The organism is Propionispora hippei DSM 15287 (assembly GCF_900141835.1).
Classification (GTDB): domain Bacteria; phylum Bacillota; class Negativicutes; order Propionisporales; family Propionisporaceae; genus Propionispora; species Propionispora hippei.
Genome location: NZ_FQZD01000022.1, coordinates 42,016 through 65,131, shown reverse-complemented (window position 1 = coordinate 65,131; position 23,116 = coordinate 42,016). Strand labels below are relative to the sequence as shown.

The 23,116-nt window shown below is 48.0% G+C and carries 23 protein-coding genes and 1 riboswitch; of the genes, 13 read left to right on the top strand and 10 right to left on the bottom strand.

Annotated elements, in window-relative coordinates:
* Positions 1 to 1,201: 1,201 nt before the first annotated feature.
* On the bottom strand, positions 1,202 to 1,411 hold the full coding sequence (locus tag F3H20_RS12810; RefSeq protein ID WP_149735310.1) for a helix-turn-helix domain-containing protein: 210 nt from the start codon (positions 1,409 to 1,411) through the stop codon (positions 1,202 to 1,204).
* A gap of 168 nt (positions 1,412 to 1,579) precedes the next feature.
* On the opposite strand from F3H20_RS12810, the gene F3H20_RS12805 reads away from it, so the two are divergent.
* Positions 1,580 to 2,041, top strand: a complete 462-nt coding sequence (locus tag F3H20_RS12805; RefSeq protein WP_149735309.1) for a hypothetical protein — start codon at positions 1,580 to 1,582, stop codon at positions 2,039 to 2,041.
* A 100-nt stretch (positions 2,042 to 2,141) separates the two neighbouring features.
* Here the strand turns inward: F3H20_RS12805 and F3H20_RS12800 are convergent, their stop codons facing one another.
* On the bottom strand, positions 2,142 to 2,687 hold the full coding sequence (locus tag F3H20_RS12800; protein ID WP_149735308.1) for a folate family ECF transporter S component: 546 nt from the start codon (positions 2,685 to 2,687) through the stop codon (positions 2,142 to 2,144).
* 218 nt (positions 2,688 to 2,905) lie between these two features.
* Positions 2,906 to 2,985: riboswitch (THF riboswitch) on the bottom strand.
* A gap of 214 nt (positions 2,986 to 3,199) precedes the next feature.
* Between F3H20_RS12800 and F3H20_RS12795 the strand changes: the two genes are divergently transcribed.
* The 9 genes from F3H20_RS12795 (at position 3,200) to F3H20_RS12755 (ending at position 13,175) form a co-directional block, all read left to right on the top strand.
* Positions 3,200 to 3,490, top strand: coding sequence for a hypothetical protein (locus F3H20_RS12795; RefSeq protein ID WP_091750928.1), 291 nt, complete (start codon positions 3,200 to 3,202; stop codon positions 3,488 to 3,490).
* Positions 3,491 to 3,733: 243 nt separating this feature from the next.
* The gene (locus F3H20_RS12790) at positions 3,734 to 4,768 is read left to right on the top strand and encodes a tetratricopeptide repeat protein (protein WP_149735307.1); all 1,035 of its coding nucleotides are present in this window, start codon (positions 3,734 to 3,736) and stop codon (positions 4,766 to 4,768) included.
* A 54-nt stretch (positions 4,769 to 4,822) separates the two neighbouring features.
* On the top strand, positions 4,823 to 5,683 hold the full coding sequence (locus F3H20_RS12785) for an LPP20 family lipoprotein (protein WP_149735306.1): 861 nt from the start codon (positions 4,823 to 4,825) through the stop codon (positions 5,681 to 5,683).
* 263 nt (positions 5,684 to 5,946) lie between these two features.
* On the top strand, positions 5,947 to 6,249 hold the full coding sequence (locus tag F3H20_RS12780) for a PTS sugar transporter subunit IIB (RefSeq protein WP_149735305.1): 303 nt from the start codon (positions 5,947 to 5,949) through the stop codon (positions 6,247 to 6,249).
* Between the two features lie 106 nt (positions 6,250 to 6,355).
* Positions 6,356 to 7,630 carry a PTS transporter subunit IIC gene (locus F3H20_RS12775; protein ID WP_149735304.1) on the top strand — a complete coding sequence of 425 codons (1,275 nt, stop codon included), beginning with the start codon at positions 6,356 to 6,358 and terminating at the stop codon, positions 7,628 to 7,630.
* A 43-nt stretch (positions 7,631 to 7,673) separates the two neighbouring features.
* Entirely contained in the window at positions 7,674 to 8,153 is a 480-nt protein-coding gene (locus F3H20_RS12770) for a PTS sugar transporter subunit IIA (RefSeq protein ID WP_149735303.1), read from the top strand.
* A gap of 26 nt (positions 8,154 to 8,179) precedes the next feature.
* On the top strand, positions 8,180 to 9,271 hold the full coding sequence (locus F3H20_RS12765) for an NAD(P)-dependent oxidoreductase (protein WP_149735302.1): 1,092 nt from the start codon (positions 8,180 to 8,182) through the stop codon (positions 9,269 to 9,271).
* Between the two features lie 49 nt (positions 9,272 to 9,320).
* Positions 9,321 to 10,154, top strand: coding sequence for a class II fructose-bisphosphate aldolase (locus F3H20_RS12760; protein WP_149735301.1), 834 nt, complete (start codon positions 9,321 to 9,323; stop codon positions 10,152 to 10,154).
* 84 nt (positions 10,155 to 10,238) lie between these two features.
* Entirely contained in the window at positions 10,239 to 13,175 is a 2,937-nt protein-coding gene (locus F3H20_RS12755) for a sigma 54-interacting transcriptional regulator (RefSeq protein ID WP_316843071.1), read from the top strand.
* Between the two features lie 262 nt (positions 13,176 to 13,437).
* Here the strand turns inward: F3H20_RS12755 and F3H20_RS12750 are convergent, their stop codons facing one another.
* The 8 genes from F3H20_RS12750 to F3H20_RS12715 all read right to left on the bottom strand — a co-directional run bounded on the left by F3H20_RS12750 (position 13,438) and on the right by F3H20_RS12715 (position 20,964).
* The gene (locus tag F3H20_RS12750; RefSeq protein ID WP_223191756.1) at positions 13,438 to 13,704 is read right to left on the bottom strand and encodes a hypothetical protein; all 267 of its coding nucleotides are present in this window, start codon (positions 13,702 to 13,704) and stop codon (positions 13,438 to 13,440) included.
* A 195-nt stretch (positions 13,705 to 13,899) separates the two neighbouring features.
* Complete coding sequence (locus tag F3H20_RS12745; RefSeq protein ID WP_149735299.1) at positions 13,900 to 14,529, bottom strand: TetR/AcrR family transcriptional regulator; 630 nt, start codon at positions 14,527 to 14,529, stop codon at positions 13,900 to 13,902.
* 179 nt (positions 14,530 to 14,708) lie between these two features.
* Positions 14,709 to 15,875 carry an ABC transporter permease gene (locus tag F3H20_RS12740; protein ID WP_149735298.1) on the bottom strand — a complete coding sequence of 389 codons (1,167 nt, stop codon included), beginning with the start codon at positions 15,873 to 15,875 and terminating at the stop codon, positions 14,709 to 14,711.
* Positions 15,872 to 17,035 (bottom strand): ABC transporter permease, encoded by a 1,164-nt coding sequence (locus F3H20_RS12735; protein ID WP_149735297.1) that lies wholly within the window; start codon positions 17,033 to 17,035, stop codon positions 15,872 to 15,874. The genes F3H20_RS12740 and F3H20_RS12735 overlap by 4 nt, the downstream gene beginning before the upstream one ends.
* The gene (locus tag F3H20_RS12730; RefSeq protein ID WP_149735296.1) at positions 17,035 to 18,060 is read right to left on the bottom strand and encodes an HlyD family secretion protein; all 1,026 of its coding nucleotides are present in this window, start codon (positions 18,058 to 18,060) and stop codon (positions 17,035 to 17,037) included. The genes F3H20_RS12735 and F3H20_RS12730 overlap by 1 nt, the downstream gene beginning before the upstream one ends.
* A gap of 189 nt (positions 18,061 to 18,249) precedes the next feature.
* Positions 18,250 to 18,804 carry a TetR/AcrR family transcriptional regulator gene (locus tag F3H20_RS12725; protein ID WP_149735295.1) on the bottom strand — a complete coding sequence of 185 codons (555 nt, stop codon included), beginning with the start codon at positions 18,802 to 18,804 and terminating at the stop codon, positions 18,250 to 18,252.
* Between the two features lie 208 nt (positions 18,805 to 19,012).
* The gene (locus tag F3H20_RS12720) at positions 19,013 to 19,744 is read right to left on the bottom strand and encodes a response regulator transcription factor (RefSeq protein ID WP_149735294.1); all 732 of its coding nucleotides are present in this window, start codon (positions 19,742 to 19,744) and stop codon (positions 19,013 to 19,015) included.
* An 11-nt stretch (positions 19,745 to 19,755) separates the two neighbouring features.
* A complete protein-coding gene (locus tag F3H20_RS12715) occupies positions 19,756 to 20,964 on the bottom strand; it encodes a sensor histidine kinase (RefSeq protein WP_149735293.1) in 1,209 nt (402 codons plus the stop codon).
* Between the two features lie 471 nt (positions 20,965 to 21,435).
* Between F3H20_RS12715 and eutM the strand changes: the two genes are divergently transcribed.
* The 3 genes from eutM to F3H20_RS20370 are packed head-to-tail and all read left to right on the top strand — an operon-like array spanning position 21,436 to position 23,111.
* Complete coding sequence (gene eutM, locus F3H20_RS12710; RefSeq protein ID WP_091750975.1) at positions 21,436 to 21,720, top strand: ethanolamine utilization microcompartment protein EutM; 285 nt, start codon at positions 21,436 to 21,438, stop codon at positions 21,718 to 21,720.
* Positions 21,721 to 21,738: 18 nt separating this feature from the next.
* Positions 21,739 to 22,509, top strand: coding sequence for a propanediol utilization microcompartment protein PduB (gene pduB, locus F3H20_RS12705; protein ID WP_149735292.1), 771 nt, complete (start codon positions 21,739 to 21,741; stop codon positions 22,507 to 22,509).
* A gap of 29 nt (positions 22,510 to 22,538) precedes the next feature.
* The gene (locus tag F3H20_RS20370) at positions 22,539 to 23,111 is read left to right on the top strand and encodes a BMC domain-containing protein (RefSeq protein WP_149735291.1); all 573 of its coding nucleotides are present in this window, start codon (positions 22,539 to 22,541) and stop codon (positions 23,109 to 23,111) included.
* The last annotated feature ends 5 nt before the right edge of the window (positions 23,112 to 23,116 follow it).

Here is a 23,116-nt window from a genome sequence, read left to right as displayed (position 1 = left end):
AGAGCTTTGAATTCTGCTCGAACCACTTCAGGGTTATCGCTTAACCCTTTTAAGATACAAGCTTGTACAACATCTCGATGGACATCTACTCCACAACAACAGGGTAACAAGGCTTGCACTACAACCACCCCTCGTACGTAATTAGCAGGATGGATTGTCTGATTTTTTAAAGTTTATTGTTCGCTGTTTATCAGCAATTCTCTGTACTCTAAGACAATCTGATCATGTTCTAAAAGCGGAGTTATCTCCAAACCGTCCCTCGATCTATTCCTGCTCCTTTGAGTATACCATGTCCGACTTGTTTTCATCGATTCTCCTGTGACTTACTCCTTTTTGTCATGGTTGTTCTGTTGAATTGTTTTTAGTGATACAATGACCTTTGAGTGATAGGTATGGCGGTAAGTCTGGCAACAGGGCAGTAGCGGAATATACCACATCTGATTCGCAGTATTAACCAACAGTTATTTTTTGCTTCCTCAGGGAAACATCTTCCCTGTTGAAAAAATACCCGGATATGCTGGGAATAGAAAGGATCTGCGGGGAGAGCGTTACGATAAAATAAGTGGAAATACATAGAATTATTAGGAAATATTAGGATAAAATTATTCTGGATGAAAGTGTTGTTAGTTAATGCAAGCAGAAATTGTAAATACATGGATATCCTGATGCTGCATTTTTGAGAAGGCTTTAGGAATATTATGTCAGCTTTTTGAAAGTAGAAGAACGTAGCACCCTTTACTTTATTAGGAATATTATATTATGTAACCTAATTATTTAGTAAAGGAGTGTTCTAATGAGTAGCTCTGTGGAAAGAGGACAGAAGGTAGAGATAAAGTGGGATTGCTGTGAATGTTGTTGTCCAAAGTGTGAGCATAAGTATCCGCATCATTGTCCTAAGTGTCATCATGAATGTCATGTAAAATGGGACAAATGCCCGCATTGCGGTCATGATTTTGACCATTGTCAAAAGTGTCCTAAGTGTGAACATGAGTGGAATGATTTCTACTAAAAAACACGATGCCTCCTGACAGAAGTTTTTTAGAATTGGTCCGTAGTCTGGGCTGAATGGATGAAACAACTGATAGGGTGGAGTAGGTGGACGGCCCCCGCATCAAAAAAACCTTCCGGCGATTGCCGGAAGGTTTTTTTATAGTATATACCTATGTTTCTGGAGTACTCAATTGTTAGTTGCTTTTTTAGGTTAGTCCTGTTTCTCGGGAATGTATTCCAAAAGTTCGCCGGGCTGACAGTTCAGGGCAGCGCAAATTTTATCGATGATTTCTAAAGATACGTATTCATTGGTATTAAGTTTTGCCATAGTAGCGTTTGAGATTCCTGCTAGTTTTAGTACTTCCTGTTTCTTAAGATTTTTATCAATAAGCATCTTCTGAAATGGTTTATAACTAATCATAAAATATCCCCTAAAGTTAAAGTTTGATTTAATTATATGAAAATAAATTAGAGAGGTCAAAGTTATATTTGATATATTTATTGACTTAAAAATTAGAGATGTTATAATAAAAATTAGATAAATAAAATAAATATTAGATATATCTAATATTTATTAGGGGGATTTTTGGTGAAAAAATATCAGCAACTGGAAAAACTTTTCGGACGTCCTATTAAAGTGGATGAAATAACCCTGCTGGCTCAAGTGTTTGAACGGGAGTTGGATTATTTATGCGAAGATTCTGCTGTGGCTGGCGAGGGACAACGGTTTCTGGATATGCCGGTTAAGAGCAAATTGTCGGGGAAAACCATAAAGTACGATGATTTTGAATATCAATGGCAGCAATTTTGTATTAGCCGACAGAAAGTGCTGGAGGAAAAACTGGTGGAGCGAGCTTTCTTGCCGGAGACTTCCGAAGTGGAAGATGCGGTGTATGGTTTGCTGGAGAAAGTTGAAACAACGATGGGTGATTCTATCGTGAACGAGTTAGGGACGGAGATTACCAATCAGCAGAATACGTTAACATATATCTATTACAATAAGGGATATTTCGATGGCCTTAAATATGCGCTTATGGCAGGCAATTTGTAATGGGGCCTGTTTTTGCGACACAGACGTTCCTTTATCATTTGCCAGCAGGACAACACTACTCTAGTGTTGCCTTGCTGGCTATTTTACACCTTTCGGCAGCTTAGTCGCGGGGAGTTTTTATGCTGTATAGTCCATACTTGGCTAACCGGGAGGTAATAAGATAAATCAAGCTTATTTGAACAGGCAGCATAATAAGCGCTTTTATTAGTCTGCCGCCCAAAATCGTTTGCATCGCTTTTTGATATAAAAGAGTCAGCCATAGTGTATTGAGGAATAAATCAATAAAGAGGAAGATCGCGAGGGCGGCTATGGATATTCGCTTGATTGACGGCTGCTTGCGATATAAGGCAAGTCCGTAAAATAAACCGGACAGAAAGGCGCTTAGCGTGAAGCCGGGGAAATATAAGCCGGGTGTAAAAATTAGGCAGCCGAGGATATCCGCCGCCGCTGCCGTGACGGCCGCCTTTAGCGGACCGAAACGCATGGCAAAGACGGCAACCGGTAAAAAACTGAGACTGATCCGGACGAAGGGGGTCTGAATTGCCAGGATATGGGTAAGGATGATAATTAGTGCAATAAAGACTGCCGAAATAATGAGCTCCGTTATGGTATAGCCTGACCAAAAACCGGAAAAGATTTTTTTCATTGAGAATACCTCCTAGCGGTTATGATGCTACATAGCGAGGAATCCTCAGATATGTAGCAGCGGGATGCAATGTTTGTACCGCAAACTAGGAAACAACTGATTCATTCACAATGCGCGTCCTGACGGAGCTTTTTCCGCCTGGCTGCGTCAGCAAAAACTTGAAATAGCTGAGCTATTCCTGCGGTTTTACTTTCTCGCCAGGCCAACAGGTTCATTTCATCAGTAGTTCCTGTACGTTTTTCGTTCAGTGACAACTCCCCGTTCAACTGACACTTAACGCACAAACATTTACTCTGCCATTTGATAATTAGTTTATTAAATTATAAGGGACAAAGGAAAAAAGGGCAATTGTTCCAGGTGAACAAGCTGGACAATCAAAACCACGCCGAAGGGGACATTATGATGGCGGGGAAGAATTACGATATAAGGATGAGTAGGTTTTTGAGAAACAATCATCTTGTGGCGAACAAGGTGGAAGGTGAATAATAGATATAGCTTGGAGGCGATTAGATATGGAACCGGGGAAATATGAAAAGGCAGGGAAGGAGCTGGGGCGGTTGGTGGATGAGAAACAGGCAGCCTATGGTGATGCGATTACGGCGGTAGAGCAGATGATGCTGGTGCTCTATCCTGACGGGGTAAAACCGGAGCAATACCGGGACATGCTGCTTTTGGTTCGCACGATGGACAAGCAGTGCCGGATCGCCAAGGGAGATAAGACGGCTTTTGGGGAAAGTCCCTGGCTGGACATTGCCGGGTATGGGTTGCTGGGGGCGGGACACGGCAATAAACAAGAAAAATAGCAGTTCTTGGGCAAAAGAAAAGGAAAACTAAAAGCTAATCCTTGATAATGAAATAAGGATACACATTCGATCCAGAGACAGACTGCTGTTTTACGGCACGCGTTACGTCAGAGCCTTTTCCGCCTGCTGCGTTGCTTTCCTTGCGGGGCGTAAAATTTCCCGCTGCGCTCAGGCGTTCGTTACAGCAGCAGTTCACAGGCGGTTGTGGTTATTCTCAGGCTTTTCACAGGGAGGTGACTATGCGTGAAATCGACAAAATGTATTGTGCCGCTATGCTGCCTTGCATTGTGGCTGGTAGGTGTGTTTCCGGCTGTCGGGCATGCGGCAGTAAAGGAAATTATTGCTGAAGGCAACTATTCCATGGGCGACGGGGAAACACCGGCAACGGCAGAGGAACGGGCACTCCTTGATGCCAAGCGTACGGCTTTGGAAGAGGCCGGAACGTATGTGCAAAGCTATTCGGCCACGCAAAAATATCAGTTGACGGCAGATGAGGTGCAGGTTGTTGCCGCCGGAATTATGGAAGTTTCCGTACTGGAGAAAAAACGCACGCTAGAGGGCAATGCTATCCATTTCTGGGTAAAAATCAGGGCGGTTATTACGACCGACAATATTGAGAGCATGGCCGGCAAGCTGAAAAGCATGTCGATGGCGGAGGACTATCAGAAATTGCAGCAGGATTATGCCCAAAGCCAGCAGGAATTGGCCGACTTGAAGCGGCAGATTGGCCAGGCAAATAATGAAACGGAGAAACAGCAGCTGCAAAATCGGATTGCCCAAAATGAAAATGAATTCCAGGCCAATCTGCGTTTTGAACTGGGCGATCAAAAAATGGCCGGTCATCAGTATGACGAAGCAATTGCCGCCTATACGGAAGCGATTGCCCTGAATTCCCAGTTTGGACAGGCCTATTTGCGACGGGGGATCGCCTTCTTCTATAAGGACAAGTACCGCAGTGCGCTGCAGGACTTTGATGCGGCGCTGAATTTAGACGGCCATTTGACCCTGGCCTATTTTGAGAAAGGCCAGGTTTATGAGCGAATGGGCTATCGCCGGCGCGCCATAGAAGCCTATCGGGATTTTCTGGCCCGGGCAACGCCGGACCAGCAGGAATACATAGCCATTGCCAAACGAAACTTGCGCCGTTTGGAGGAAACAGACGAAGCGATCAATCTTTTTACCGCCTGGCTTTACGGACCTGATATGCCGTACCGGCCGGGAGGGCCGTCGGACAGATGGCACAGTGGGGGCCGGGAACGACGAAGCGGACGTTACTGATCTACGGATAAGGCTGGGATTTTAAGACTAGGAAAACCGGAAGGGGAGCGAAATATGAGGAAGTTAGGATATGTTATATTGACCGTTTGGCTGGTTTTGGGACTTACACCGGTAGCGGCGGCAGGCAATGATTTTACGGGAGCGGGCGCGACGGAAATCCGCGGGCAGGTTGATGCCTGGAAAGACGGTGTTATTGAGGCAACAGGCACCGGAGTTTCGCCAAGTTCAGTAGGCAATGCAGCACAGGCCAGTGCGATGGCCCGGCGGGCTGCTATTGTTGATGGCTATAGAAATTTATTGGAAAAAGTCGGTGAAGTCCGGGTGGAAGCGGCGACGACGGTAAGAAACTACGTGTTGGAAAACGATATGGTTAAAACCAATATTTCCGGGTTGGTACAGGGCGCCCGGATTGTAAATGAACAGGCCTTGCCGGATGGATCGTATCAGGTAACGCTGCAGGTAGCTCTGTTTGGCGAACATAGCGTTGCCGCCGCTATCGCCGACCAAATGAAGCCTGCCGCCATGCTGCCGGTGCCGTCTCCGTCGGCCGCTTATCAGCCGCCGGCAATGGGAGAAAGCGCTCCGGTAGTTTCGGGCGTGATTGTCGATGCCCGGGGCCTAGGCCTGGCGCGGGTGATGTCACCGCGCATCTATGACGAAACCGGACGGATTATTTACGGCAATATGTATTTGGATGCTGATTTTGTGGTAAGTCATGGTATGGTCGATTATGCGGTCAATGGGGACGGCGAGGCGGTTTCGCGGGCCGGAACCAGTCCGTTGGTGGTGAAAGCTGTTGGCTTACGGGATTTTAACGCCAATGTTGTCGTCAGCCGGGCCGATGCCGATGCCATCTTAGCGGCTAATGCTAAAAACAATTTCTTTGCCCGCACGGCGGCGGTGTTTGAACAGTAGGGGAACTGCCGGGCCTTGGCGGGATACCTTTATTTAATCTGTTAGACTAACAACTGTAAGCAGGTCCTGTTGATTGTGCGTCAATTGTGCGTCAATGTAAAAACCAGCTACATCTTTTTGTAATTACACAAAGATGTAGCTGGTTTTTTGTCGAACGGAAAAGCAGGCCAATGCTGTATTTGCTTGCCTGTTTCTGTAATTGGCACGAGACTTGCAATAAAAATAGGCGTAAGTAAGCTAACGAAAACAGGAGGTGAAGCAGGATGAAAGAAAAAGTCACGGTGCTGTGCTGCTGCGGTGCAGGAATATGTACGTCCAACTATTTACGGGAAGAAATAGAGGACCGTATCAAGCAGGAAGGCTTGAAAAACGTAAAGGTCATTCTTTGCCGGGTCAATGATGTGGAGGAAGCCATCAATAATGCCGATATGCTGGTTACCACGGTGGAAATGAAAGCCGACTACCCGGTTCCCATGATCAGGGCCTTAGGCATTATGCTGGATGACAAGGCGGCGAAGAAGGCCCTGGATGAAATTATAGCTGAAATCAGAAAGATCCAGCAGTGACTTCTTAATCTTGGTGGCAGAAAAACGTTGAGTGAAAACCAGGCGGCATTTCTACCGCCAAGATATGCCTGAATGTAAAAAATTAAATATGCAGAGGAGAAGGCGTATGGAATTTATTGATTCAATTACTAATATCCTTTCGGCGTTTTTTAAATTTGATTCTACCGTTACGATTGTCGGGATCATTTTGATTGTGTCTCTGCTGATAAAAGTAAGTTTAAAAAAGGCGATTCTCGGGGCGTTGAAGGTCTCTATCGGCCTTACCGGGTTGTTTATGGTGGTCAGTCTGATTCAGGAAGCCATGGTCAAGCCCATCACCAATATCGTAAGCATCTACGGCTTCAATAAAGGCGTTATTGATATCGGCTGGGGCTCAGTCGGTTATGCTTTCGGCAATACCTACGGGTATTTCGGTGTGTTGGTTTTCCTCATTATTAATGTCCTGCTGGTTACCGTCCGGTTTACACAAACCATCTATGTAGATGTGTTCAATACCTGGCGGGCCATGCTGCTGGCCGGTTTGGTCGGCGTAACGACAGGGAATTTCTGGCTGGCCACGCTGGCGGTCGTGGTTTTCCTGATTATCGACGTAAAGGCGGCCGATATCGCGGCGCCGTACATTGAAAAGATCAACAATTTCCCGCCGGGCGGTTCCTGGCCGCACGGAACGCATTTTTCCTTCCAGGCTTGTATCGCCATTCCATTGGAGTGGATTTTGCGGCGGACACCGGTGATTAAGGATGTGGAGTTCAGCGCGGAAACCATTCAGGAAAAGTTTGGTGTCTTTGGTGAGACCACCGTAATGGGCGCTACCCTGGGGATTATCCTGGGCCTGTTCAGCCAAATCGGCATGATGCCGTCCTTGCTGTTAGGGGTAAAAATGGCTGCCGCTTTCCTGCTGCTGCCCAGAATGGCCGCCATTTTGGTGGAAGGCTGGTTCCCGATTATCAAATCGGCGCGGAGCATTCTGGTCAGCAAGCTGAAGCGCGATGATGTCCGGATTGCGCTGGATTGCTCCACGGTTATCGGACACTCGGCGGTTGTGCCGACAACGTTGATCATGTATCCTATCGCTCTCTTAATTTCCCTGGCGCTGCCCGGCAATCAAATGATTGCGTCGGTCAGTCTGATCATCGTCCTGTGGGAGAGCGCGGCTGTTAATGCGATTACGGAAGGCAATATCTTACACAACCTGATCATTCTGTCGATCATTGTCTGCCTGTTCTGCTGGGGAGCCACCTTTATGGCTGGCCCGATGACCCAACTGGCCGGCACGATGGGGTACGATGTGGCTAAGGGCATGGTGTCCAACTGGGATGCCGCCGGTACGCCGGGTCTGGTGCTGGTATATAAACTGTTCTCGCTGGTTTTCGGTTTTTAAAATACAGCCGTGAGGCAACTGCACGGCTAAGAGGGGTAGACGCATGGAGTCAACAGCAGAAAGCATCTATTACGATGCGGTTATTTTAGAAGATATGAACAGCAAAGAAGAAATCATCAGTTGCCTGGCCAACTATTTGCAGCAGAAGGGATATGTCAATGAACAGTACCAGGCGGCTACGCTGGAGCGGGAGCTGGAATATCCTACGGGGCTGCCGACCAAGCCCATTGGCGTTGCCGTACCTCATTCCAAAACGGAAAATGTGATCAGGCCGGCGATCGTTATGGCCATCTCAAGAAAGCTGGTGGAGTTTGGAGAAATGGGCAATGCCGGTGCAAGCCTGCAGGTAGGAATTGTGTTTATGCTGGCGCTGCAGGGAGAAAACAGACATTTGAATTTCCTGAAACACATCATAAATTTTTGCAAGCAGGAAAGCAATGTGACCAGGCTATATCAGGTGCCGGCGAGGGAAGAAGCCTACCGGATTTTCCAGGAGGAAATTTTGCCTGGCCCCAGGGAATAGCCAAAACGGAATGGAGGAATCAGAACGTGGATAAAAGTAAAAAGCTAAAAGTCCTGGTAGTCGGTGATGAATGGGTGCATACTAAGGACTTGATCCATATAGCCCAGGACGTGCTGCAGGGCTATGACTATGAATTGGATTCGTTTGATGTGATCATGGATAAACCGATGAGCCGGGATAGAAGCGATGATATTGGTGACGATACGGTTACCGAATATTGCGGCCACCCGCAGCAGCTCATCGACCGGATTGCCGGCGTCCAGGTGCTGATCGTTCATACGGCGCCGGTTACCAAGCAGGTGATTGCCGCCGGAAAAGACCTGCTCGCTATCGGCTGCTGCCGGTCGGACGCCGTTAATATCAATATTGAGGCCGCATCGGCAAGGGGAATCTACTTCTTTAACGCTCCCGGCCGTTCGGTGGAACCGGTATCCGATTTGACCATTGCCTTCGCGCTGCTTCTGGGCAGAAATATTCTCAAGGCGGACCAGTATGTTAAAGCCGGCCGTTGGGCTGCCGACATCAACCGGGACGTGCCGGTCTGGGATGAGTTTGTTACCTTCCGTGGTATTACGTTTAAAAATAAAAAGTTCGGACTGGTTGGCTTGGGCAAAATCGGTAAGCGGGTGGCGGAAAAGGCCAAGGGTATCGGTCTTCAGGTGCTGGTGTACGATCCTTTTGCCAAGGAGGAAGCCTTCGCGGGATATACCAGAATCACATCGCTGGAAGAACTGTTTACCGTCTGCGATTTTATTTCTATTCACGTGCCGCCTTTGCCGTCCAATAAAGGGCTGATCAACAAAAAACTGTTTAGCCTGATGAAACCTACCGCTTATTTTATCAATATTGCCCGCGGCGAAATTATTGATGAAAACGCGCTGATTGAAGCGCTTCAGCAGAAGAAAATTGCCGGTGCCGCTCTGGATGTCTACTATACCGAGCCGCTCCCCCAGGAAAGTCCGCTGACTTCGCTGGATAATGTGATTCTGACACCACACCTGGCCGGGCAGCGCAAGGATCTATCGGAAGGTTCGGCGGACATTTTGCGGGAGATGATGCAGCCATTTTTCCAAAGTAATTGTCCCGACACTTGCTTTAATAAAGACAAGATAAAATAACAGGCCACTGGAGTTGTGGAAAAAAACGTGATAGGATGAGGGTAAAGCCATGCTTGTAAATATGAAGACCCTGTTACAGGACGCTAAAAAAAATCAATATGGGATACCGGCTGCCAATGCCTGGAATGAAAGCACGGTGAAAGCTGCCATTGCCACAGCGGAGGCCCGGCGTTCACCGCTCATTCTGGCGCTTTATCCGGCTATGGCGGATATTCTGGAATTTGGCGCTATCGCCATTCCTCATGCCAGCCGGGCGCAGGTGCCTGTGGTCGTTCATCTGGACCATGGACAGGAGTTTGCCGACGCCGTAAAAGCGGTGCGCGCCGGATTTACCTCTCTTATGGTAGACCGGTCGACCTGCCCCTTTGAGCAGAATGTGGCGGAGGTAAGGGAAATCGTTAAGATCGCCCACACGCTGGACATGAGCGTAGAAGCCGAACTGGGCCATGTAGGCAAGGGCAGCGAGTATCACAGAACCAAGAATGACGGCCTGACCGATCCCGGTGAAGCGGAACGGTTTGTAGCGGCAACGGGAATTGATTGCCTGGCTGTGGCCGTGGGAACTTCGCACGGGCTTTATTCGGGAACGCCGGAAATCCATTTCGACCTTCTCGCCAGGCTCAGTCAGGTGGTGCCGGTGCCGCTGGTATTGCACGGCTGTTCGGGAACGGGCGATGAGAATTTGCAAAAGGCCATCCAATATGGCATCACCAAGCTGAATCTGTACACCGATCTGGATCAGGCAGGCTATGCGGTATTGGACCAGTCTTTCATTCAGGGAAAAGCGGCCAATATGCTACAGGCGGAAGCCGCCATGACCGCCGGCTATGCTGCAAAGCTGGGTTACTATATGGAATTGTTCGGTTCCCAACAGCGCGTATAATTGTTTAGCTTGCTTGTTGGCAGCTTCAGGGGAATATGCTCACCGTGCAGGACACAACGGCATATTCCCCTTTCTTAAGTTAATATCAGCATATGCAGGAGCAAGAGAGGAAGAACTATCTTGTCTGAAGAGGTAAAAGATACAATCAAGCAGTTAATTATGTCGGAAAGTGTGTATCATCCTTTGACCGATGAAGAAATTGCCCGGACGGTAGCGGTGCTGCGGGAAACGGTAACAGGCATCAGAAAAGAGCTGCAAATTCCGAGTTCAAGGGAACGGCGCAAAAGGAATATAAAAGAAGCCATTCAGGCCGTAAGAACAAAGCGGACTGCTGTTTCCATCAGCCAGCTTGTCCACTTGCTCAACGATCAGGGGTTTGAGGTCACGCGAAACTATGTGGCTGATGTAATTAATGAGAAAATGCCGTCTGTTTCTGATCCGGGCAGCGAAGAACCGGCGGCCCCTGCGCCGCGGCCGGAGGATTTTTCCACGCTGGTTGGTCATAATGGCAGTTTGGTTAAAAATATCCAACAGGCCAAAGCGGCTATTTTGTATCCTCCTTATGGTTTACCAACCTTGATTGTCGGTGACAGCGGCACCGGGAAATCGAAATTTGCCGAGTGCATGTACCAGCATGCCAAAAACAATCACATCCTAGCCGATACGTCGCCTTTTGTCGCTTTAAACTGTGCCGACTATGGCGACAATCCCCAACTGCTGCTTTCCATTTTGTACGGACATAAAAAAGGCGCCTTTACCGGTGCCGATCAGGATACGGCGGGCCTGGTGGAACGGGCCGACGGCGGCATTTTATTTTTGGATGAAATCCACCGGCTGCCACCGAAAGGACAGGAAATGCTTTTTTCCCTGCTTGATAAGGGCAGGTTTCGCCGGTTGGGCGAAGTGGATACGGAGCGGGAGTCACGGGTATATTTTATCGGAGCTACGACGGAAAGCATCGAGTCTTCGCTGCTCCTAACTTTTAGAAGAAGAATTCCCATGATCATTGAGCTGCCTAAGCTGGAGGATCGTACTCTTCAGGAAAAGGCCCAGCTTATTTATGATTTTTTTCAGAATGAAGCCAACCGCACCAAGTGCAAGATTATGGTGAAAAGTAAAATTTTATCGGCCTTTGCCTTGAAAAAATATGACGGCAATATCGGTCAGTTAAAGAGTGAAATCCAGGTCACCTGTGCCAATGCGTATGTGGAGAAAATGAACAGCGGTAAAAATGAAATCAATATCGGGTTTAATGAACTTTTATATAATACCTTATTCCATGACAAGCAACCGGCCGGTCAACCGCGAAAAAGCGCCATTATCTTTCAGGATACCTTATTTGTTCCCCATATTACGGCTACCAAAGTACAGCATGAGTATCCGGTGTTTGAGGATATTTATCAAAAGATAGAAGAGAAATATTATGAGTTGAAAGAAATGGACATTTCAGCGCCGGAGATCGAGAAAATCATCTGGACTTTTGTGGTAAACAAATTTAAACTCATCGGGACGGAACGGTCGGAAGGCAAGCAATTAGTCATTGATGAGTTTAAATATTTGGTCGGAGAAACGATCAGTACCATCATAAAAGATTTTTATCTAAGGATCGGCTCTTTGTATCCCGCCTTGAAGCTTAATACCAAGGTGCTGATTTACCTGGCCATTCATTTGGGCGAAGCTATCAAACGGATCAAATACAATCAGGACATTATCAATCCTAATTTGTCGTATATCAGACAAAACTTTGCCAATGAATATAACTTGGCGCTGCAATTGGCGAAGGACGTGGAAAAGGCGGAGAATATGGAGCTGCCCGAGGGCGAAATCGGCTTCATTGCCATGTATATCAAGGAATTGCTGCAGGTTACCAACAAAAAGAACAAGGTGGCCATCATTACCGTCTGTCATGGCAAAATCGCGTCGGAAATGATTGCCATTGTCCGCCAGCTTATGGGCGTGGATTTCCCGATTGCCATTGACATGCCCTTCAATACCAATCCGACCAAAGTGTTTGAGCAGGTTGTGGAAATTGCCCAAACCTTTGAGCCCGACATGGGCATTTTATTCTTTGTCGACATGGGTTCGCTGGTTAATATCGGTGAAGTCGTACAAAAAAGAACAGGCATAAAGACCCGCACCATTGACCGGGTGGATCTGGTATCGGTCATGGAGGCTGTCCGTAAGGCGTATATCTCCGATCAGGATTCGCAGGAAACACTGGATGATATTTACTATGAAATCATTCACTCCCGCCACTCCTACCCGGTACTGCCGATCGAAAATTCCGGAAAACCGCCGGTTATTGTCTGCATGTGTCTGACCGGTCGCGGGGTGGCAACCACCATTCGCGATGTTCTTACCGAATATTACCCCCAGGTTAAAACCGAGACACTCAGTGTCGTGGACGAAGAGCTGAAACAAAAAATGACCGCACTGCGCAGCCAGTACAGCCTGATTGCCGTTGTCGGGACGATGAATCCCAAGCTACAGGGCGTTAATTTCATTCCTTTTGACTTTGAGTTTCACAAAAATCAGAAAATGCTGTTAGACTATCTCATCAGACAGCACCAGGGGAATACCTTGCAAAGCATTTTGCGGGAGGACCTGATTCTGCTGAACGGCAATTACCGGACCAAATTGGAAGTGCTGGAAGCGCTCGGCAGCATATTATTTAATAATGGCTATGTGAAAAAGCAGTTTCTCCAGTCCATGACGGCCCGGGAGGAGATGAGCAGCACCTGTTTTAAAAATGGGATTGCCATTCCTCATGGCTTGCCTTCCTTGGTCAATGAATCGGCGGTGGTGTTCATCAAGCTGCAGCAAGCCCTCGAATGGGATCAGAACAAAAACAAGGTGAAGCTCATTTGCCTGCCGGCTGTCAAAAACGATGATGTCGGCATTATTACCGATTTGTTTTATACGCTGAAGAACAAGGAACGGGTGCAAAGTCTGCTGGCAGCGGCCGGACCACAGGAATTTATCAATACATTGTGTTCTTTGGCAGCAAGCAAACACTCCTGAACATAAAAAGACGGCAACCGGTAATACTACCTTATCAACCCTAATCCTGTGAATACTGACGGTCTATTTTCCGCAAGCCTTCGTTGTCGTCAGTCGGCATACTAACGGTATGCCTCCTTTCTCCGCCTTGTCTTGTGGAAAATAGCCTCGCCATTATTCTACAGCTTTGGGATTGATAAGGTGCTAGCCGGAGCCGTCTTTTGGCTGCAAATAAATGGCCAAATGGCAGTTCATCGTCTGTTCTTTGCTTAAGCAGGCAAGGTCAAATAGCTTTTCCTGCCAGTAGTTTTTTATTATAGCTGTTTACCGCTAGAGCTCCCCAAATCATGCAAATAGGATGTGTAAAAATAAGTCCAAAACCAAAGGTCGTAAAGCCAATAATTGCCTCGATAATAAGCATAATAATTGCTCCCAGCACGGTGGAGTAAAACAGGCCAACTGATCCAAAGATAAATGTTAATAACAAGGAGATTCCCACACTCTTGGTTGGGATTGCAATCACTCTCTGCGTGGACATTTCGTCAGGCATATAAACCCTCCTATATATAAGTTTTCATTTTTTACTAAATTTAGACATATATAGGGAAAATCCTCCTTTATACAGCTAAATTTCTATTTAATTTTACATATGGAAAAATAAGATCAGATGAAGAGCACTTTGTCAGCCCTTTTTACGAATACATCCCGCATCCCGGTTTTTGACCGGAAGCGGGATTTGTTTATTTTATATATTGCTGTCGATTTTAGGGTGCCCGTGTTTAGAAAATGGAGCTTCATTTGTAATGCCATTAACAAATAGGTCAATAAACTCACGGGTGTATTCGTTAACTGCGGTTTTATCAGAGCAAGTTAACACTTTATTAGTGATAAATAAGGATTGCAATAAATTAAATCCGATACAGGCAACGAAATGTTCGTCTATATTACGAAACTGACGTTGCTGTTTGCCTTCCAGGATTACTTTGGCGATAAGAGCGCTTATTTCTTTTTCCACGGCAGTTTGAAACCGGTTTGTTTGTCCGGGGGAAGGAAGGCTATTCTCTTGTTTTATAGTTGCAGATAATAGAGACCGGTTCTCATAAAAATAAGCACCGACAGTTTGCAATAGTTGCGATAGCTGATAGACAGGAAGAGCGAGCTTTTGTGTTTGAGTCAAGACCCTAGTCTTAAGCGTTTCTAATTCATGAGTGATCAAACACATAAATAGTTCTTCCTTGCTAGGAAACTGTTGATATAGTGTTCTCTTGGAAATCCGGCAGTCACGACATATTTCGTTTATCGTGGTTTTTTGAAAGCCGAAGCGGGAGAAGCGAATTTTGGCAGCTGAGAGAATTGAAAGCTTTACATCTTCCATTCGACTGCGCTCCTTAAGAAAAGTATTACTTGCGGCAAGATCCTTAAGCACCTTGTCAAGCCTAAAACTGTGGAATAATGGCGAGGCTATTTTCACAAGACCGGGCGGAGGAAGGAGATATACCGGAAGGCTGACGACAACGAAGGCTTCCGGTATATTGACCGTCAGTATTTACGGGATTAGGGTTGATGAGGTACTCCTGCCTTGTTATGGACAGCTTTTATTTTGTGGGAAAAGCACATGATTGTCATACTGAAGAGGCCGGTTCCTATCAGGAGTAAAATCACACTGTTTTGGTAAAGAACCGGTGAATAGCCGGCAAGCAGCAGCTCGCGAAGGGTGTTGGAAAAATAAGATAGGGGGAAGGTATAAGAGATAAGCCTTCCGGCTCTATCCATAGCATCCAGCGGCCAGGTGTAGCCTGATAATACAAAGGCCGGGACGGTGTAAGCGATGGATAGCCTGGTAAAGGTCAGTTCGGACTGGCAGAGGGAAGCAAGGAAAGCTCCCAAAGAGACGGCGGCAAAATTAAAAGTAGAAGAGAGCAATAATAAACTGGGAAGGGAGGCTCGGCCGGGAATGCTAAAAAAGTATATGGCTGCTAATATGGTAAGAAAAAAGGTCAGGGTGGCTGAAATCCAATAGGGCAATAATTTTCCTGTCAGAATACTTAGCGGGTGCGCCTGGCTTAATTCCTCCGAATGACGGTATTCGTTCTGGATGCTGGCCCCGATTGCCAGGAAGATACCTTGTTGAAAAGCGGCCATCGACAGGCCCAGAACAAAGAAGTAGAGATAGCTTTGCGTCGGATTGTTTAGTACCCGTAACCGGAACTCAACCGGAGCGGTCTTGTTCTCGGCCATAGCAGGCATTTGGCCGGCGTTTGTTTCCGTTAACCTGGTGCCTGTTTCCTGGGAAAAGGCCGCAATAATCTCCTGGGCGGCTGTGGTTACCGTATTGGCGATAAGAATATTGGCGCCGTCAGCCATTAGAAGAACTGTGGAAGAGCGCCCGGCTTTGGCATCCTGAGCAAATTTCCTGGGTATATGTACGGCAGCGTATCCTTCCTTTTCCTGCAGTGCCTGTTCCATCTCGGTCTGCGTTGAGGCATAATCGACGATTTGAAAGCGCTCGGAGTCGTCAAAAGCCTGAATCAGTGTGCGACTGAATTGCGTTTGATCTTCATCGCAGACAATCAAAGGCACCGCTTTTATCGTGTGGGTACTATATAATAGACTGAATAAAATCAGATAGGCCAGGGATGCACCGAACAGGAAAACGGCTCGCCGGCGGTCTGTAATAAACAATTGACCGATTTCCCGTTTACATATCTGCCGCCAATTCATGGGGAAACCTCCTTTGCGGTTTGCAGCTCAAACTTTTTCCGGCGAAGGGTAAACACCAGCAGGGTGGTTAGCTGTAGGCCGAGGCCGCCGGCAAACATGCTAAGACTGTTTGACAGCAGGAATGGTGAGTAGCCTGCTAATAATAAATCACGCAGTGTATCTGCCATATAAGTGAGCGGCATGAGCGAGGAAAAAAATCGCGCCACCTCATTCATAGCCAAAGAAGGCCAACTGAGGCCGCTGTATAACAGTCCGGGCATGATATAAAGCAGCGGTACCTGCAGAGCGGCAACTTCACTGCTGGTAATGGCCGAAAAGAAAAAGCTGAGATTAATGACGAGAAAGGTAAACGCACTGACCAGGAGCAGGAGGTTTAGCGTATTTGTGCGAACAGGCACCCCGAAGCCTACATTCATGATAGCCAGGCAGAGGACAAAGGCTGCTGTGGCGCAGCCCCAGACAGGTAACAGCTTGCCGAGGACAAGCGTTGATGCGGAGGTCTGCCGCCAGCGTGAGAGCCGGCCATATTCCCGGGCGATAAGCGGGCCTGCCACCAACAGGATGGCGATCTGCAAGCCGTTAGCCGCTAAACCGGGAAGCATAAAATTGGTGTAGGAGGTAGTCGGGTTGTTAATAATTCTGACCCCCATTTTAACCGGAGCGGTAGTCCGCAGGGCCGGCGCCGGCAGCTGGTTGAGTGATTCCTGCAGTTTCTGGCCGGTGGCTGCCGACAAGGTCTGTATAATCTCCTGACTGGAGGAAATCACGGCATTGGCAAACATTACGTTGGTCGAGTTTGTTTCAATGAGAATTTCGGAGGCCATGCCCAGCTTGATTTGCTGGCTGAACTTGGCTGGAATAGAGACGGCAACCAACGCCTTATCTTCCCGGAGCCAGCGTTCCATTTCTTCCTGCGTGGTAACCTGGGCAATAACGTTATAACGTTCGGAGTCCATATACGCCTGGGTTAAAGAACGGCTGACCGTTGTCTGATCCTGGTCGTAGATGACGGTGGGGATATATTTAACGACATTGTTGCTGTAAGTGAAGCCAAACAGGATGGTATACAGAAGAGGCAGGCCAACAAGCAGCAAAGCGGTAGGGGCTGTAGGAGCAAAGAGCCTGCGCAGTTCCAGCAGCAGCACATCTTTTAGTCTCATCAGTTGACACCGTCCATCAATTTGAAGCGCATGCCGGGGCGGATTTTATCGGAATTGACCTGGATCTTGACATTAAAGGTAATAATATCGTTGTCGCCGCGTTCGTTGGTGGCCCGGTAGGTGGCAAATTCTGCCTTTTTGCTAATATCGACGACGGTCCCGTCTAAGATAAGATTGCTGTCCCGGCCCTGGACCTTAACCTGCTGCTGAACAGAGTAGCGGGAAAGGTCAGTCTCCTTTACTTTTAAATTGACCCAGTTGTCCAATGGGTCCTGGATGGCGACTAAGGGCATACCCTGAGATACCATGGCTCCTTCCTCTACATACTTGGCGGTTATGATGCCGTCAAAGGGAGCCCGTATTTCCGTTTCGTCCAGAGATACCTCCACCTGCTGCAAGGTAGCTTGCGCCTGGGCCACTTTGCTGTGCATGGTGGCTTCGTTGGCCGTATTTACATCGGTTTGCAACAGTCCGGCCTGAGCCGCCTTTAAACCGGCCTGGGCCTGACTGTAGGCAGCCTGAGCCACCTGATATTTAGTCCGGTACGTATCAAATAATTGCTTGGAAATGGCACCTGATTCCAGCAGTTCACTGTACCGGTCATAATCACTTTCAGCTAACGCTAAATCGGACTGGGCTTTTTCTAACTGGGCCTGTGCGGTATGCAGGGCGGCTTTGGATGTTTGATCCTGCAGTATGGTAACGGTGGCTGCCTGGGCTGTTTGGGCCTGTAACGCATTGATATTGGCTTTTGCCTGACCGACTTGGGCGACAATATCCCGGTTGTCAATACGCGCCAAAAGCTGTCCTTGGCTTACTTTGTCGCCTTCTTTTACAAGCAGGCTGACGACGCGGCCCGGTATTTTTGAGTTAATATCGACCTCCTTGGCTTCAGCCCTGCCCCATATTTCGGTATTTGCCATGCTGTTTCCGCAGCCGGTCAGCATGGGGATCAATACAACTGATAATAGGATATAGATTGGCCAATTCCAAGAAAGGTTGTGCCTGATGTTGATTAGGGACATTTTCTTTCCTCCTTGTATAATACCTGATATCTTGGATAAAATCGGATTCCCGCAGGATATCCGGGGTGCTGAAAAACAGAGACCGGAGAGATTTGCGTACTTTTATGTACTGAAATAGTATTTTTGGTACTGACAGGGTATAAGTAAAGCGCCGCAACAGCGCATGTACTTATTATTAGAAAATCTAAATTATTTTTTTACGGAAATTCCTTGAATGATTACATCCAGCATCGCCGACATGGCATCCGGATAGGTCATGTTGTTTTCACTGAGAAAACGGTAACTGTTCAAGTCATTCATGGTGCTAATGATCATTTGCTGAACGATCTTTATATTCACCGGCCGGATAATAGCAGTCTCCATTCCTTGCGAGAGGAGGTCGGACAGACGGTTCATCCGTTCCTGGCGAAATTGGGTCACCTTTTTCCATTCCTCCGGATAGGTTAGGCGCAAATCGTCATATACACGGTCATGAAACGGCTCGAACGCCTTCGGTGAAATCAGTAGTGCGGCTTTTAACTTTTCAACAACCGGCAAATCGGAGTTATATATTTTTTCCTCTTGCTCGCGCAGATCCTGTAACACAATATCCAGGATAGTGGCAATCAATTCATCTTTGGAGGAAAAATGTTCATACAGCGATGACTTGCTGATGCTTAGCCGTTTAGTAAGGTCACTCATTGTAAATTTAAAACCCCGTAAGTTAATTTCTTCTACGGTTGCCAGAATAATTCGATTACGCAAATCATCACCTCATCAGTTTTGTACTGGAAAAAACCAATTTGGTACTCTCCTTACAAGTGCATGATATACCAATTGTTTTTTTGTGTCAATACCAATGTGACGGAGAAGCTGTTACCATATACTTATTCAAAAAGTAAAATGGAACATCAAACTTAAGACCAAAAGGACGGCTTCCGCCTGCTGCGGAAGCCGTCCTTTTGGTCTCAGGTTAAAGCCGGTGCTTTTGCCGGAATTCAAGCGGCGACAACTGTTCGTATTTACGAAAAACCTTGGTAAAATAGGCGGAATCGGAAAAATTGAGATCCATGGCTATTTTATAAATCGGCACCGAAGTGTGGAGCAGCAGGCTTTTGGCCCGGTAGACCTTCTGCTGATTGACATATTCGGTAAAGGACTGGCCGATTTGCTCCTTGAAATAGCGGCTGAAGTATTTTTCGCTAAGATGGACGCGGCTGGCCACATCGGTAAGCTGAAGGTTATCCAGGTAATGGGAGTTTATATAATCCAGAGCTTCCTGAATGGTGGTTTTTTCTTCAGCGACGGCCGGCTGAACCGGTGGACGGCTGGAGGGGGTGCTGAGAATCTTGTCAATGCAGTCGTATAAAATAGCGGAGGAAAACGGCTTTAAGAGAAAGTCGAAGATACGGTATTTGATGGCTTCATGAGCATAGGAAAAATCATCATGAGCGGTGATAATAATCGTTTTGATCTGAGGGTGAAAGGCAATAATCTGCTTTTGCGCGTCCAGGCCGTTCATTTCCGGCATTTTGATGTCCATAAGCAGAATATCGGGCTTGAATTGCTGGGCTTTTTGCACGGCCTCCTTGCCGGTCCTGGCGTCTTCCAGCAGCATGATATGGGGATACCGCTGCTCAATCATCTTGCGGAGCGTAACCCGCTCCAGCGTTTCATCTTCACAAATCAGCAGGCTGTACATCATTGTGGCCTCCCTTACTGTTTCGGCAGTCTGATGCTGACGCAGGTGAATCCCATTGGCTGGCTTTCGATGGTCAGACCATAGTTTTCTCCGTAAAGCCGGCGAATGCGGTCATCCGTATTCCGCAGGCCCAAACCCAGCCGGGACGGCATCATTTCTTTCTTGCGATTGAACAGGTCGATCAGGTCGGGGGGGAAGCCGACGCCGTTGTCATAGACGCTAAGCAGCATTTCATTGCCGCCGGCTATTTTAGTCCCGTAAATTTTCACGGTGCCGCCGTCCTTGAGGTCTTCCAGGCCGTGGATGATGGCGTTTTCGACGATGGGCTGGAGCGTCATGGAGGGGATGCGCCAGTCCAACAGTTCCGGGTCGATGTCAACGACAAAACTCATCCGGTCACCGAACCGGGTTTGCTGAATGGATAAATAGTGTTGGAGACTGTCCAATTCGACCGACAGCTTCGGTGTCGTTTCGTTGTTTTTTATGCTGTAACGGAGATAATTGGACAAATCGTAGATCAGCGCCTCAGTCTGGGGCGCGGTTTCCAGAATGGCCAGGCGGGCAATCGAGTTTAGCGCGTTAAACAGAAAGTGAGGATTCATCTGTGCCTGGATACGGCGCAGCTCCTGTTCCTTGGCAATTTTCTGGAGCTGCAGCCGTTCCCGGGTCTCGCGGGTCAGCTTTTCCTGAATCAGCTTTTTGATTCCCGATTCGGCCAGATAATTGGACAAAAAAGCGTAAAAGCGCAGACAGCGATGCAGATAGTCTTCCGACACCAGTTTGATTTCCTGTACCGTCCGTTGCAGGTCTGCCAGGGGCAGGTTAAATTTTTTCGCCAATTGGGCCAGCTTTACCTTGGAACGGTCTTCCTCGCGGACGAAGACCTGACCGCCCAGCACGCTGCCAATGTATACGCCGTCCACAACAATCGGTGCCGTGCAGTCTTTCAGGCCGCAATGGCATTCGTAGAGCAGCGGTTTGCCGACGCGCAGCGCTTTCAGGCTGGCGATCCGGTCACAGTCGATGCAGCCCTGGCGCCCCAGCGGTGAGGAACGGATTAACTGGCAAAAGGTTGTAAAGTTGCTAAGACTGCCGATGGGCACACCGTTGGCGTCTACCGTGACTACGGAAAAGTCGACCATTTTGGATAGCTCGTTTTGCAGAGCATTAAATTCTTTCACGTTGATGACGGTTTCAATAGACACGTGAAGTGCATTTTCCATGGTTTGAACAGCCTTTCTTTTAAAAATTCAGCCCGTTGAATTCCGGTAAAATTTCAAGCTTATTATACCACAGATCAGGGACAGTGCTAAAGCTGTATGAATTTACTGATAAATTACGAAATAGTAAAATTTCCACCTGGGATTTTTGAACAATGGTAGGAAATTTCAGATTATTTACGGCTGTCTACTTTTAAAATGTGCAATAAACGTACCAATTTACCATAGAAAAAGTAGAAAATTTACCGCTTCTTGTTGCAAAAGTCACAAGCGATGCCCAGCATTTTTCTTATAATTAAAATACAGTCAGAAAAGTAAGAAAATTTAAACACCTTATGTAATGCGGGCAGGAAAAGTAAACTTGTCATAGTCCGGCCCGGCTGACATCAGGCACGCCAGGCAGAATGCTGATGTTTTTTATGCAAGCGTTTCAAGCTGCATAATGGCATAATAAAAATTTTTGGAGGTAAAGAAATGGGACAGGAAGCGTTAGGTTTAGTTGAGACAAAAGGGTTAGTCGGCTCCATTGAAGCGGCAGATGCCATGGTAAAGGCGGCCAATGTATCGCTGATCGGGTACGAAAAGATTGGTTCCGGCCTCGTTACGGTTATGGTCCGCGGTGATGTAGGTGCTGTGAAGGCGGCAACCGATGCTGGCGCCGCCGCTGCCAAACGGGTTGGTGAAGTCGTTTCTGTTCATGTCATTCCAAGGCCTCATACCGATGTGGAAAAAATGCTCCCCAAATTTACTAAAGAGTAATCGGAGGTATAGAGAAAGATGGATTCTGAACTTTTGAAAAAAATTATCGACTCTGTTGAGGATACCAAGACGGCCCCTGTTGGCCAGACCAGGCAGCAAGGCTGCAACATTACCGAATTTGTCGGTTCAGGCATGGGCGATACGGTTGGCCTGGTAATTGCCAATCTGGATTATCACCTGCACGAAAAAATGAAACTGGACCCCAAGTTCCGTTCTATCGGCATTGTCAGCTCCCGGACCGGCGGCGCACCGCATGTCATGTCGGCCGACGAAGCGGTCAAAGCAACCAATACCGAAATCGTGTCGGTGGAGTTTTGCCGTGACACCAAGGGCGGCGCCGGCCATGGCAGTACGATTATCTTTGCTTCGGAAGACGTGTCGGACTCGCGGCGTGCCGTAGAAATTCTGCTGACCAATCTGGAAAGAAACTTCGGCGATGTATATGGCTGTGATGCCGGTCATATCGAGCTTCATTATACCGCCCGCGCCAGCTACGCTTTAAACAAGGCATTTTCCGCACCCATCGGCAAAGCGTTCGGCATTACGGTTGGCGCCCCGGCGGCAGTGGGACTGTTGATGGCCGATGTGGCGATGAAAACAGCCAATGTGGATATTGTCACCTATGCCAGCCCGGCCGTCGGCACCTGTTTCTCCAATGAGATCATCATTACCTTCAGCGGCGATTCCGGCGCGGTACGGCAATCGGTGCTGGCTGCCCGTGATGTGGGCCTTGGCGTATTGCGCGGCATGGGTCAGGACCCGCAGTCATTGACCAAGCCTAATTTATAATGCGGACGCATTGCGAAAGGTAGATGGCCATGATTAACAACGCGCTGGGCCTGATCGAGGTGGTGGGAAAACTGGCAGCCGTTGAGGCGGCCGATGTGGCGCTAAAGGCTGCCAATGTAACGCTGCTGGGAATGGAAAATGCCACAGGCGCACTGATCACAGTCAAGCTGACCGGCGACGTCGGGGCGGTAAAAGCGGCCGTAGACGCCGCCAGGATGGCTGTCGGCCGGGTGGGAACAGTGATTGCCACGCAAGTCTTGCCGCGGCCGGCCCACGGAATTTATCCCCTGTTGACGGCGGAAGCGCCGGCAGGCGGTCATAACGAGCCGACGGTCATGCCTGCAGAAGAGCCTTTAAGACAGGACAATGCTGAGGAAGCGCTGCTACCGGTGGAGGAGCCGGAACCGGCTGCCGTACCGGTGCCGGAAGCTGACGAGCCGCCGGAGGAAGCCGTGGAAGAAGAGCAGGAACCGGTTTATCTGTCGGCTGAAACAGAAGCGGAGGCTGACAGCAGGGCTACCTGCAATATTTGTCATGATCCGGTTTGCCCGCGGGAAAAGGGGCAGTCCGTAAAGCTTTGCATACATGGGCGAGGAAAGTGAGGAAT